12 protein-coding genes are annotated in these 12,117 nt (G+C 65.6%); 11 read left to right on the top strand and 1 reads right to left on the bottom strand.

Annotated elements, in window-relative coordinates; all coding sequences use genetic code 11:
* The 3 genes from AC5RT4_RS01890 to AC5RT4_RS01900 are packed head-to-tail and all read left to right on the top strand — an operon-like array spanning position 1 to position 2,143.
* A complete protein-coding gene (locus AC5RT4_RS01890; RefSeq protein WP_494104704.1) occupies positions 1-771 on the top strand; it encodes a CoA transferase subunit B in 771 nt (256 codons plus the stop codon).
* Complete coding sequence (locus AC5RT4_RS01895; RefSeq protein WP_494104705.1) at positions 768-1,307, top strand: MaoC family dehydratase; 540 nt, start codon at positions 768-770, stop codon at positions 1,305-1,307. The genes AC5RT4_RS01890 and AC5RT4_RS01895 overlap by 4 nt, the downstream gene beginning before the upstream one ends.
* Positions 1,304-2,143: an HpcH/HpaI aldolase/citrate lyase family protein gene (locus tag AC5RT4_RS01900; RefSeq protein WP_494104706.1), complete on the top strand. Its 840-nt coding sequence runs from the start codon at positions 1,304-1,306 to the stop codon at positions 2,141-2,143. The genes AC5RT4_RS01895 and AC5RT4_RS01900 overlap by 4 nt, the downstream gene beginning before the upstream one ends.
* On the opposite strand, the gene AC5RT4_RS01905 is transcribed toward AC5RT4_RS01900, so the two are convergent.
* Positions 2,140-3,609, bottom strand: a complete 1,470-nt coding sequence (locus AC5RT4_RS01905) for a lipase maturation factor family protein (RefSeq protein WP_494104738.1) — start codon at positions 3,607-3,609, stop codon at positions 2,140-2,142. The genes AC5RT4_RS01900 and AC5RT4_RS01905 overlap by 4 nt on opposite strands.
* 73 nt (positions 3,610-3,682) lie before the next feature.
* Here AC5RT4_RS01905 and dxr point away from each other — a divergent pair, with 73 nt between their 5' ends.
* The 8 genes from dxr to AC5RT4_RS01945 all read left to right on the top strand — a co-directional run bounded on the left by dxr (position 3,683) and on the right by AC5RT4_RS01945 (position 12,112).
* Positions 3,683-4,867 carry a 1-deoxy-D-xylulose-5-phosphate reductoisomerase gene (gene dxr, locus AC5RT4_RS01910; RefSeq protein ID WP_494104707.1) on the top strand — a complete coding sequence of 395 codons (1,185 nt, stop codon included), beginning with the start codon at positions 3,683-3,685 and terminating at the stop codon, positions 4,865-4,867.
* Between the two features lie 18 nt (positions 4,868-4,885).
* Positions 4,886-6,217, top strand: a complete 1,332-nt coding sequence (locus AC5RT4_RS01915; protein ID WP_494040882.1) for a M50 family metallopeptidase — start codon at positions 4,886-4,888, stop codon at positions 6,215-6,217.
* 128 nt (positions 6,218-6,345) lie between these two features.
* Positions 6,346-7,023, top strand: coding sequence for a MarR family transcriptional regulator (locus AC5RT4_RS01920; protein ID WP_494040881.1), 678 nt, complete (start codon positions 6,346-6,348; stop codon positions 7,021-7,023).
* Positions 7,020-7,532 (top strand): hypothetical protein, encoded by a 513-nt coding sequence (locus AC5RT4_RS01925; protein ID WP_494104708.1) that lies wholly within the window; start codon positions 7,020-7,022, stop codon positions 7,530-7,532. Before AC5RT4_RS01920 ends, AC5RT4_RS01925 begins: the two co-directional genes overlap by 4 nt.
* An 81-nt stretch (positions 7,533-7,613) precedes the next feature.
* The gene (locus AC5RT4_RS01930) at positions 7,614-7,907 is read left to right on the top strand and encodes a YciI family protein (RefSeq protein WP_494040879.1); all 294 of its coding nucleotides are present in this window, start codon (positions 7,614-7,616) and stop codon (positions 7,905-7,907) included.
* Positions 7,908-7,941: 34 nt separating this feature from the next.
* Positions 7,942-9,108: a flavodoxin-dependent (E)-4-hydroxy-3-methylbut-2-enyl-diphosphate synthase gene (gene ispG / locus AC5RT4_RS01935; protein ID WP_494040878.1), complete on the top strand. Its 1,167-nt coding sequence runs from the start codon at positions 7,942-7,944 to the stop codon at positions 9,106-9,108.
* Entirely contained in the window at positions 9,071-9,961 is an 891-nt protein-coding gene (locus AC5RT4_RS01940; protein WP_494104739.1) for a GNAT family N-acetyltransferase, read from the top strand. The genes ispG and AC5RT4_RS01940 overlap by 38 nt, the downstream gene beginning before the upstream one ends.
* Before the next feature lie 339 nt (positions 9,962-10,300).
* The gene (locus AC5RT4_RS01945) at positions 10,301-12,112 is read left to right on the top strand and encodes a proline--tRNA ligase (protein WP_494104709.1); all 1,812 of its coding nucleotides are present in this window, start codon (positions 10,301-10,303) and stop codon (positions 12,110-12,112) included.
* Positions 12,113-12,117 lie beyond the last annotated feature (5 nt).

Raw genomic sequence — 12,117 nt, forward strand, 5'->3', positions numbered from 1 at the left:
ATGGACCCGAACAGCCCCTACGCGCCACGGCCTGAAGGCGTACGTCCGGAGTACCGCCGCGCAGCCTCCCAACACGACGCCCCGGGCGACGGACGGGACACGTCCCAAACCAAGGGCTGGACGCGGAACGAACTGGCCGCCCGGGTGGCCCGGGAGCTCAGCAACGGCCAGTACGTCAACCTGGGCATCGGCATGCCAACCCTCATTCCCAACTACATCCCTGCCGGGGTGGAAGTGGTGCTCCATTCCGAAAACGGGATTCTCGGCGTCGGACCTTATCCGGCGGAGGATGCCGTAGACCCGGACCTGATCAACGCCGGCAAGGAAACTGTCACGGTCAACAAGGGGGCTGCCTTCTTCGACTCGGCGACTTCCTTCGGAATGATCCGCGGCGGGCACGTGGATGTCGCCGTACTCGGTGCCATGGAGGTGGCCGAGAACGGCGATCTCGCCAACTGGATGATTCCGGGCAAGATGGTCAAGGGAATGGGCGGGGCCATGGACCTGGTGTTCGGCGCCAAGAAGGTCATCGTGATGATGGAGCACGTGGACCGCAACGGGAACCCGAAGATTGTCCGGCAGTGCTCCCTGCCCCTGACGGGCAAAGGCTGCGTGGACCGGATCATCACGGACCTGGCAGTCATCGACGTCGTCGACTCAGCAGGCTCGCGCCTGGTACTCCGGGAACTGGCGCCCAACGTTTCCGTGGAGGACGTGGCAGCGGCCACCGGTGCCGAGCTTTTCGAGGAAGACCGGGAACTGACTGTATGAGGGGCGGCAGGAATTCCGGCGACGGGCTGCGCCAGATCGAGCAGCGCGGACTGTACTTCGATGAGCTGGAGGAGGGCGTGCTGTACGCCCACCGTCCCGGCCGGACCGTCACGGAAGCGGACAACGTCCTGTTCACCACGCTGACAATGAACACCCAGGCGCTGCACCTCGACGCTGCCTGGAGCGCAGGCCAGCCTTTCGGCCAGCGGCTGGTGAACTCCATGTTCACCCTCGCCACCATGGTGGGCCAGTCCGTTTCCCAGCTCACCCAGGGCACCATCATCGCCCAACTGGGCCTCACCGACGTCTCCTTCCCGCACCCGCTGTACCACGGCGACACCCTTTACACCGAGACGGTGATCGCCGGGAAACGGCTCTCGTCATCCCGCCCCGGCCAGGGCATCGTCAGCATGGAACACACCGGCCGCAACCAGGACGGCACCGTGGTTGCACTGGCGAAGCGCAGTTGCCTGATGTGGACGCGGGACGCGCACGCCCGGCAGCCCGGCCCGGGAGAGGGGACAATACCGGTATGACCTTTGTGATGGGACCTGCCCTGCTTTTCTGCCCGGCGGACCGGCCTGAGCGCTACCAGAAAGCCGCCACCCGCGCCGACGCCGTCATCCTGGACCTTGAGGACGCCGTCGCCCCGGCGGACAAACAACGCGCCCGCGGTGCCATCCTTGCGCAGCTGGGTGCTGCCGGCGACGTGCCCGAGCTGGACCCGAGCCGGACCATTATCCGGGTAAACCCTGCCGGGACCGAGGAATTCGAGAAGGACCTGCACTGCCTGGCCCACACGCCCTACAAAACCGTGATGCTCGCGAAAGCCGAGAGCACCGTGCAGGTGGATGCCCTGGCCCGCTACCAGGTGATTGCACTGTGTGAAACGGCCGCCGGCGTCCTCAACGCCCCGGCAATTGCCGCGGCCCCCAACGTAGTGGCCCTGATGTGGGGAGCTGAGGACCTGCTGGCGTCACTGGGCGGGACCTCCAGCAGGACGGACGATGGCGGCTACCGGGCCGTCGCGCTCCACGCCCGGTCCTCAGTCCTGCTCGCCGCACGGGCCTTCGGCAAGGAAGCGGTGGACGCCGTCTACACCAACATTCCGGACCTGGAGGGCCTGGCGGCGGAAGCGGCGGATGCGGTGGCGTCAGGCTTCGGTTCCAAGGCATGCATCCATCCCAGCCAGGCAGCAGTGGTGCGGGGGACCTATGCGCCCTCGGAAGCGGAGGTCTCGGCTGCCGCAGCGCTGCTCCAGGCCGCGGCGGCGGCAGGACAGGGCGTTTTCCAATACAACGGCCACATGGTTGACGGGCCCATCCTCCGGCACGCCGAGGCAGTTATCCGCCGTGCAGGGGAGCACGCCTAACGTTTGCGTCCGCTCGATTTCCGCAGCGAAACCGGGGGAATCGGCTCGTGGAGCAACGTCCGCACCCACCGGTCCCCGGTCTCCCGGAATTCCTGACGCGTCGCAAACCGGTAGTGGTAGCTGCGGACGCGCACCCAGTGCGGCGGCACGCCGTCGAACGGGTCCTGGCGAAGCAGCCGCAGCGTGGGGCGGTCCGCTTCCAGCAGTTTGCCGAGGAAAGCGTAGAACCACTCCTCATGGACGCTCCGCAGCGGCAGGAACCACATCAGCCAGTCCAGCCGGAGGTGGTACGGCGCCCACTGGCGCGGCACCCTGCGGACATCGCCCGGCTTGCCCTTGAAGCCGTACTCCTGCCACTTGGCGGAACTGTCCGGGTCCTCCTCAAGCGTGCCTTCCACCACGATCTCGATGCGCTTCCTGGTTACTGAACCGAACGCACCGTAGGTGTTGACCAGCTGCCACCGGTTGAAGCTGGCGTTCATGAGTTGCCGGCTGGAGAACAGGTTGCGCAGGGGCCAGTAGCTGAGCACCAGCAGCAAAAGGGTGACGGCCAGCGTGATGACCAGCCACCACAGCGGTGTCTCCCTGCCCGCGGCGGCTTCGCCGTGCCAGTCCAGCGGGATGACCGGCAGGACAGCATGCGCCACCGGGTCGCTCACCGCGGCGAACGCCAGCACAATGGCGATCCAGTTCAGCCAGGCGAAGTTGCCGGTGGCCACCAGCCACAGCTGGGTGAGGATGACCACCGCCGCCGCGACGCTGGCCACCGGCTGCGGCGCGAACAGGAAAAAGGGCACCACCAGCTGGGCGAAATGGTTGCCGAGGACTTCAACTTTGTGGAGCGGTTTGGGCAGCAGATGCGCCTGCCGGCTCAATGGCCCCGGCATGGGCTGGGTTTCGTGGTGGTAGTACAGGGCGGTGAGGTCGCGCCATTCACGGCCGCCGCGGATTTTGATCATGCCGGCGCCAAACTCGAGCCGGAACACCAGCCACACGATCAGGATCAGGATGGTGCGCGGCGGGTCGGTCTGGTCCGACCCCAGGAAGGCCACGGTGAAGCCCGCCTCGAGGAGCAGCATCTCCCAGCCGAAGCCGTAGAAGGTCTGGCCCACGTTCACAATGGACATGTAGAGCAGCCACAGGCTCAGGAACGCAATGAGGGGAACCCAAGGCGGACCCTGCTGCGGGATGCCCGCCACCAGCAGCGCCGACACCACAAGCCCTGCCGCGCAGACCCAGCGCAGCAGCCGGTCCGAGTACCGCCAGCGGAATAGGGTGGGCCGGCGCAAACGGCTGAAACCGGACAGGTACTCAGGCGCCGGAAGGAGGCCCCGCTCGCCCAGCAGCGCGGGGAACTGGTTCAGTGAGGACAGGAACGCAACGAAATACAGTGCTGCCACGCCGCGCTGCAGCACCTGCCGGGCGAACTCGTATTCCGGCGCATCAAACCACGAGAGCCAGTCCACGGAGTCCACGTTACGCCCGGCCACCCCGGGGTCAAGGCGCAGCGGGCCAAGGATGGTGCGCAATACTTAAGCAATGCAGCCACGCAAGATCGCCCTCCTTGGATCCACCGGCTCCATCGGCACCCAGGCGATTGACGTCGTCGACGGCGCCCCGCATCTTTTCGAGGTGGTGGCACTCAGTGCCGGGGGAGGCAACCTGGAGCTCCTCGCGCAGCAGGCGGTGAACACAGGGGCAGCGGCTGTGGGCATTGCCGGCGGCGACCCCCGACGCCTCGCACTGTTGATCGGGGAGGCCGCCGCCGCGGCCGGCAGGCACGGCTACCGGCCGGAGATCGTCGCAGGACCGGATGCATCCACCCGGATCGCAGAGGTCCAGGCAGACGTGGTGCTTAATGGAATCACCGGTTCCATCGGCCTGGCACCGACTTTGGCTGCCCTCAAGTCAGGCGCCACCCTTGCCCTCGCCAACAAGGAATCGCTGATTGTCGGCGGCTCGCTGGTGAAAGCGGCGGCCCGGGAAGGCCAGATTGTCCCCGTGGACTCCGAGCACTCGGCTATCGCCCAGTGCCTGCGCTCGGGGTCGGCGGCCGAGGTGGACAAACTCATCCTCACAGCCTCGGGTGGCCCTTTCCGCGGCAGGAGCAGGGCGGAACTCCACGATGTCGCTCCGCACGAAGCACTGGCACACCCCACCTGGGACATGGGCGTCATGGTCACCACCAACTCTGCCACCCTCGTCAACAAGGGACTGGAAGTGATCGAGGCACACCTGCTGTTCGACGTGCCGCTGGAACGGATCGATGTGGTGGTGCATCCCCAGTCCGTGGTTCACTCCATGGTCCAGTTCATCGACGGGTCGATCATTGCCCAGGCGTCCCCGCCGGACATGCGCCTCCCGATAGCCCTGGGGCTGGGCTGGCCGGACAGGGTGCCCAACGCCGCCGCGGCCTGCGACTGGACCCAGGCGTCCACGTGGACTTTCGAGCCCCTGGACGTGGCTGCCTTCCCTGCCGTTGACCTTGCCAAGGACGCGGCCAAACGGGGCAGCACCTTTCCCGCCGTGTTTAACGCCGCCAACGAGGAAGCCGTGACGGCCTTCCATGCCGGCCGGATCAGGTTCACGGACATTGTGGACACCGTGGCCGCCGTCCTCAGCGAACATTCAGGCTCCTCCGGGCTGACAGTGGAAACTGTGCTGGATGCTGAAAGCTGGGCACGCGCACGCGCCAATGAACGTTTAGCAGTCAGCAGTCTCTAGGAAGCAGCAAGTACCTCCATGACCCCCGTTTTCCTCTTTATCCTCGGTGTCGTCTTTGTGGCCATCGGCATCGCTGCCTCCATCGCGCTCCACGAAGTGGGCCACCTCGTGCCCGCCAAGCTCTTCAGGGTCCGCGTCACCAAGTACATGATCGGGTTTGGCCCCACACTCTGGTCACGGCGGAAAGGCGAGACGGAGTACGGCGTGAAGGCCATTCCGCTGGGCGGTTACGTCTCCATGATCGGGATGTACCCGCCCAACCAGGAGGACGGATCCGTCAGGCCCTCCAGCACGGGAATGTTCCAGACGCTGGCAACGGAAGCACGGTCCGCCGCCCAGGAGGAAGTTGGCCCGGGTGATGAAAACCGGGTGTTTTACCGGCTTCCCGTATGGAAAAAGATCATCGTGATGCTGGGCGGCCCGGCCATGAACATGGTCCTCGGCGTGGTGCTGACCGCTGTCCTGCTGATGGGCTTTGGCATGGCGACGGCCACCACCACCATCTCGGACGTCTCCAAATGCCAGGTGGCGGCGGGCGAAACCGTTGACCCGGATTCAGCGGACTGCCAGCTTACGCCGGCCGCGGCCGCAGGCCTGAAACCCAACGACACCATCACTTCCTTTGACGGGAAAGCCGTTACCAGCTGGGACCAGTTGACTGAATGGATCCGGGCTTCGGCAGGGCGTGAAGTAGCCATTACGGTGGAGCGGGACGGTGCCCCGGTTTCCACCACCGTGACGCCGGTACTGTCGGCCAGGCCCATCATCGGTGCGGATGGCCGGCAGGCGACGGACGACGCCGGCACCCTCCTTTACCAGGACGTCGGCTTCCTGGGCATTGGCGCGCAGACAGAACTGGTGCCCCAGCCGGCGTCGTCCGTTCTGCCCATGGCCGGCGAAAACATCCGGCAGGTGGCAGGAGTGGTCTTCAACCTCCCCGCCCGGGTGGTAGGCGTGGCGAAAGCCGCCTTCAGCGAGGAGCCCCGCGACCCCAACGGCCCCATCAGCGTGGTTGGTGTGGGCCGGGTGGCCGGTGAAGTGGCCGCCATGGAGGAGATCCCCGTCCAGTCCCGGGTGGCCACCCTGGTGGGACTGCTGGCCGGGCTGAACTTCGCCCTGGCGGTCTTCAACCTGATCCCGCTATTGCCGCTGGACGGCGGTCACGTAGCCGGTGCGCTCTACGAAGGTGCCCGGCGCCAGGTGGCCAAACTGTTCGGCAAGCCTGACCCAGGCGCCTTTGACATTGCCAGGCTGCTCCCTGTGACCTATGTGGTGGCGGCCCTGCTGATGGGCATGAGCGCGCTCCTCATCTATGCCGACATCGTCAAACCCGTCAACCTCTTCGGCTGACCTTCGAGCGCAATGCGGGAGTTGCAAACCGGCAAGGGTGATTCGCTTTCATCAGCCTCTGACGGCTGATATTGGATAATCAGCTATTACCGATTGATTATATGCCGCCCGATGTCTAGGGTCATGGCATGTACGTTCTGACCATTGACCAGCGTGGCAGCTCTTCGGACCGCGACCGGGTCCCTGACCTGATCTCCGCGCTCCGAACCCTCACGCCGGCACCCTTCGAACGCTCGGTTGGTGACGAACTCCAGGGCGTTGTGGAGAACGCCGCAGAGGTGGTGGATATAGCACTCCACGCGCTTCGGAGTGGCCACTGGTACGTCGGGATTGGGATAGGCAACGTACAGCTGGCGCCGGGGAACAGCCCCAGGGAGGGATCAGGCAGCGGCTTTGTGGCAGCGCGCAAAGCTGTGGAACTGGCGAAAAGTGCAGCGGGCCAGGTTCCGTTGTCAGTGGTAGCGGGCATTATGGGCCGTGGGGACCTCCCGTCCCAGGGAAAGGAAGGTGCCATGGCCAGCGCAAACGCCCAGGCGGTGCTGCGCCTGATCGGAAGGGTTGTGCAGCAGCGCACGGAGGCGCAGTGGCGGGTGGTGGACCGGCTGCGCGAGATCCAGGACGGCGAGGGCCGGCATGGCAGCCAGAAGCAGGTTGCCCACTCGTTGGGGATAACGGAGCAATCGGTGAGCCGGGCGGTCCTTCGCTCCGGCTGGCAGGAAGAATGGGCAGCCAGGCCGGCAGCAGCGATGCTTTTGGACCACGCCCACTTCCAGGCTGTCCATACCAGGAATGAGGCAGCCCAGTGACCGCACTGTGGGTTACGGCCGCGCTGCTCGTGGCCGGTTTCGCCGGTTGGCCGGTGACCGCCCTGGTGTTCCGGGTAGCCAGAACCATCGACGACAAAGCCGATGCCGCCAGAGCTGCGGAGGAGGCCAGCAGGGCAACCGAGGACCCGGCCGCGGACGTGACAGTGGACCCGCCCCGTGCCGGAACCCAAAACGTGGACGGGGAGCTCACAGCGGCAGCCGCCGCCCCGTCGCCGGGTGCTTCAGCTGGGATGCCCCCTGTTTCCAGCCAGCGCATCCTCCGCGGCGGAGCAATTATTGGAGTACTGGAGCGGCTCGGCGTGTGCCTGGCAATCCTCACCGGCCAACCTGTGGCCATCGCCTACATCGTGGCCATTAAGGGCCTGGGCAGGTTCGCGGAGCTGAAGGAAACGCCCGTGGCAGCCGAACGCTTCATCATCGGAACACTGACCTCCATGCTGTGGGCTGCCGGAACGGCGGCGGTGGTTAAAGTGCTGTTCCTTTCCTGAGGCGTGCGCACTGTGCAGTCCCGTCGGCCCGGCAGGGCTCCCGGATGGGTGCTGGGGCAGGCGGGGCGATAGGGTAGCGGTATGACAGTTTTTGCCGTTGAGTACGTTTACGCCGCCGATTCCACCGAAGCCCGCAACGAGGCCAGGCCAGCCCACCGCGAATGGCTGGCGGGCCTTGCGCAGGATGGTGTCGTCCTTGCCAGCGGTCCGTACGGCGACGGCGCCGGAGCGCTGCTGATTTTCAAGACCGCAGACGAAGCCGCCCTGAATTCAATCCTCAAGCAGGATCCCTTTGCCGCCGCCGGAGTCATCGCCGGGACCCGCATCACGGAGTGGTCGCCCATCATCGGCGTGCTCGCCGGCCTCACCGCGTAGCCGCTTCGAAACCCTTTCAACTCTAGGAGTCCACGTGACCTCGGTCAGCCTGGGAATGCCGTCAGCACCGCCGCCCGTCCTCGCCCCCCGCCGTAAGACCCGCCAGATCAAGGTCGGTTCAGTAGGGGTAGGCTCAGACTTCCCCATCAGCGTGCAGTCCATGACCACAACCCCCACCACGGACATCAACGCCACCCTGCAGCAGATTGCGGAACTCACGGCGTCCGGCTGTGACATTGTGCGCGTGGCCTGCCCTTCCGCCGATGACGCCGAGGCATTGCCCATCATCGCCAGGAAGTCGCAGATTCCGGTCATCGCGGACATCCACTTCCAGCCCAAGTACGTCTTCGCGGCGATTGAGGCCGGTTGCGCCGCCGTGCGTGTGAACCCGGGCAACATCCGCAAGTTCGACGACCAGGTCAAGGAAATCGCGGCGGCCGCCCGGGACCATGGCACCTCCATCAGGATCGGCGTCAACGCCGGTTCGCTGGAACCGGGCATCCTGAAGAAGTACGGCAAGGCCACGCCGGAGGCACTGGTGGAATCCGCCGTCTGGGAAGCCTCCCTGTTCGAGGAGCACGGCTTCCACGACTTCAAAATCTCCGTCAAGCACAACGATCCGGTGATCATGGTGGCGGCGTACGAGATGCTGGCGGAGAAGGGCGACTGGCCGCTGCACCTTGGCGTCACCGAGGCCGGCCCGGCGTTCCAGGGAACCATTAAGTCAGCCACCGCCTTCGGCGCACTCCTATCCCGGGGGATCGGTGACACCATCCGCGTTTCCCTCTCGGCTCCGCCGGTGGAGGAGATCAAGGTGGGCAACCAGATTCTCCAGTCCCTCAACCTGCGTCCGCGGAAGCTCGAAATCGTTTCCTGCCCGTCCTGCGGCCGCGCACAGGTGGATGTGTACACGCTCGCTGAGCAGGTCACGGCAGGACTCGAAGGCATGGAGATTCCGCTGCGGGTGGCCGTCATGGGTTGCGTGGTGAACGGTCCCGGTGAGGCCCGCGAGGCTGATCTTGGCGTGGCTTCCGGCAACGGCAAGGGCCAGATTTTTGTGAAGGGCGAAGTCATCAAGACTGTGCCCGAGAGCCAAATTGTTGAGACACTGATCGAAGAGGCCATGCGTATCGCGGAAGAGATGGGGGAGGCCGATGGCGAAGATGCTGTCAAGGGTAGCCCCGTGGTTAGCGTCTCGTAAGGACGCTCCCGACCCCCCGGGGATCTCTGTCCGCACGCTGGACGGAACGGATACTGCCGCGCTCCGGATGCTGGCTCAGCAGGATCCGGTAACCAACGTCTTCATCCTTGCCCACCTGCGTGCTTCCGGTACCGCCGCCCCCACCAGTGGCGGCGCCGGCGTCATTGGCGTCTTCGACGACGGCGTGCTGGTAGGAGCGTGCTGGGCTGGGGCCAACCTGGTTCCGGTCCAGCTGGACCCCGGTTTTGCCGGGGCCGTTGCGCGGGCAGCCAATGGGTCCGGACGCCGCTACGCCTCCGCGTTCGGTCCTGCCGAGTCGGTCCTTGCCCTCCACGCCAAACTTGTGGAACTGGGCCACCGGGCGCACGAGGTTCGCGCCGAGCAGCCCCTGATGACTATCGAAGGTCCGCCGTTGATCCAGCCCGATCCCGGCGTCGGTCTGGGAAACCTCGCCGACTTTGACCGCATCCTTCCTGCCTGCGCGGCCATGTTCGAGGAGGAAGTGGGCTATTCTCCCTTCCTTGGCGGCAGGGAGTTCTACAGCCGGCGGGTGGAAGGTCTGATCCGCCAAGGCCATTCCCTCGTTCACCTCAACGACGCTCGTGAAGTGGTGTTCAAAGCCGAACTTGGTGCCGTCACCTCGGAGGTCACACAGGTCCAGGGCGTCTGGATGAACCCGCTGTACCGTGGCCAGGGCCTCAGCTCCGGCTACATGGCGGCCGTTGTGGAGCAGGCGAGGAAGATCGCTCCCATTACCAGCCTCTACGTCAACGGATTCAACGTGCGCGCCCGCGCCACGTACGAGCGGGTTGGTTTCCGGCAGGTGGGCACGTTCGCCACCGTGCTGTTCTAGGCTCTCCTGCCACTCGCCCCATCATCACCTGCTGGTCTACGCCGCACCTGGACATGACGCTGATCAACGCCGATGGGAAGAATACTTGTCATTTGTGGGCCCCATCACTTAGGTTCGATTTAGCTGCGCTGGAGTGGCGTGGGCGGTCTCACCAGTCCTCACCAGTACTTAGGCGGTAACGGCTTTGAGCCACGCCCGGATGCGATGACCAGCCCTTTGGGGGGCCAGGGGCTTTGTATCCCGGGCGTGGCTCTGCTGTGCTTGGCGGTAGATTAGTACCCAGACGAAATGCCCGGCCTGCTGCTGCTCCAGCACCTCCCCAGAAACGGAAACTTTCCCGTGGTTACAAGACTGTCCCAGTTATTCCTGCGCACCCTGCGCGAAGACCCCGTCGACGCCGAGGTTGCCAGCCACCGCCTCCTGGTCCGCGCGGGCTACATCCGCCGCGCCGCCCCCGGCATCTACACCTGGCTGCCGCTGGGACTGAGCGTCCTGCGCAAGGTTGAAGCCATCATCCGGGAGGAAATGGCGAACATCGGGGCACAGGAAGTTCACTTCCCGGCGCTGCTGCCGCGCGAACCGTACGAGGCCACAAACCGCTGGACCGAGTACGGCGAAGGCCTGTTCCGCCTCCAGGACCGCAAGGGCGCGGACTACCTGCTGGCCCCTACCCACGAAGAAATGTTCACGTTGCTGGTCAAGGACCTCTACTCCTCCTACAAGGACCTGCCGCTCAGCCTTTACCAGATTCAGAACAAGTACCGGGACGAAGCCCGCCCCCGCGCGGGCCTCCTGCGCGGACGCGAGTTCATCATGAAGGACTCCTACTCGTTCGACGTCGACGACGCCGGCCTGGACGCCAGCTACGCGGCCCACCGCGGGGCCTACCTCCGGATTTTCGAGCGCCTCGGCCTGGAGGTTATCCCTGTCACTGCAACCGCCGGCGCCATGGGGGGCTCAAAGAGCGAGGAATTCCTGCACCCCACGGAGATTGGTGAGGACACGTTCGTCCGATCCGCCGGGGGCTACGCCGCGAACGTCGAGGCCGTCACTACTGTGGCGCCCGCGCCAATCGACTTCTCGGCTGCTCCCGCCGCCGAGGTCCTCGACACCCCTGATACGCCCACCATTGACACGCTCGTCGCAGCTGCAAACCAGCTCGCCCCGCGCTCATCAGCCGACGGCGGCGCGTGGACTGCCGCGGACACGCTCAAGAACGTCGTGCTGGCCGTCACTCTGCCCACCGGGGAACGGCAGCTCGTGGTCATTGGTGTTCCCGGCGACCGGGGCGTGGACCTGAAGCGCGTTGAGGCGAACATCGGCTCCTTCCTGCCAATCGCAGGCGAAATCGGCATCGAAGCCGCCAACGACGACGACCTCAAGAAGCAGCCGTCGATCGTGAAGGGCTACCTTGGACCCGGACTTGCACTGGACGAAGCACTGCTGGGCAGCGAGAGCGCCTCGAAGCTCCTGTACCTGGTGGATCCCCGCATTGTCAGCGGAACCGCCTGGATCACCGGCGCCAATGAGGCAGGCAAGCACGTCTTCGGCCTGGTGGCGGGCAGGGACTTCTCGTGGGACGGCGTCATCGAGTGCACGGAAGTCCGTGAAGGCGACCCCGCCCCTGACGGCTCCGGCCCCCTGGAGATAGCCCGCGGAATCGAGATGGGCCACATTTTCCAGCTCGGCCGGAAGTACGCCGAAGCCCTGGAGCTGAAGGTCCTGGACCAGAACGGCAAGCAGGTTACCGTCACCATGGGCTCCTACGGCGTAGGTGTCACCCGGGCAGTTGCCGCGCTGGCCGAGTCCAACAATGACAGCAAGGGCCTGGTGTGGCCGCGTTCGGTGGCGCCGGCTGACGTCCACGTGGTGGCCGTCGGCAAGGGCGAGGACATCTTTGCCACCGCCGGGCAGCTGGCAGCAGACCTGGAAGCCGCGGGCCTTGAGGTCCTGCTGGATGACCGGCCCAAGGTCTCGCCCGGGGTCAAGTTCGGTGACGCCGAGTTGCTCGGCGTACCCACTATCCTTGCCGTGGGCCGCGGCCTGGTGGACGGCGTGGTGGAGATCAAGGACCGCCGCAGCGGTGATGCCGAGAACGTTGCCGTAGACAAGGCTGTTGACTACGTAGTCAACGCTGTCCGCGCCAGCTGACGCAG

The organism is Arthrobacter sp. sptzw42, from assembly GCF_059089685.1.

Excerpts from the sequence above, each read along its gene's own strand:
- AC5RT4_RS01895 (WP_494104705.1), top strand. The coding sequence starts at position 768 with ATGAGGGGCGGCAGGAATTCCGGCGACGGGCTGCGCCAGATCGAGCAG.
- AC5RT4_RS01890 (WP_494104704.1), top strand. The coding sequence starts at position 1 with ATGGACCCGAACAGCCCCTACGCGCCACGGCCTGAAGGCGTACGTCCG.
- AC5RT4_RS01920 (WP_494040881.1), top strand. The coding sequence starts at position 6,346 with ATGTACGTTCTGACCATTGACCAGCGTGGCAGCTCTTCGGACCGCGAC.
- dxr (WP_494104707.1), top strand. The coding sequence starts at position 3,683 with ATGCAGCCACGCAAGATCGCCCTCCTTGGATCCACCGGCTCCATCGGC.
- AC5RT4_RS01900 (WP_494104706.1), top strand. The coding sequence starts at position 1,304 with ATGACCTTTGTGATGGGACCTGCCCTGCTTTTCTGCCCGGCGGACCGG.
- AC5RT4_RS01915 (WP_494040882.1), top strand. The coding sequence starts at position 4,886 with ATGACCCCCGTTTTCCTCTTTATCCTCGGTGTCGTCTTTGTGGCCATC.
- AC5RT4_RS01940 (WP_494104739.1), top strand. The coding sequence starts at position 9,071 with ATGCTGTCAAGGGTAGCCCCGTGGTTAGCGTCTCGTAAGGACGCTCCC.
- AC5RT4_RS01930 (WP_494040879.1), top strand. The coding sequence starts at position 7,614 with ATGACAGTTTTTGCCGTTGAGTACGTTTACGCCGCCGATTCCACCGAA.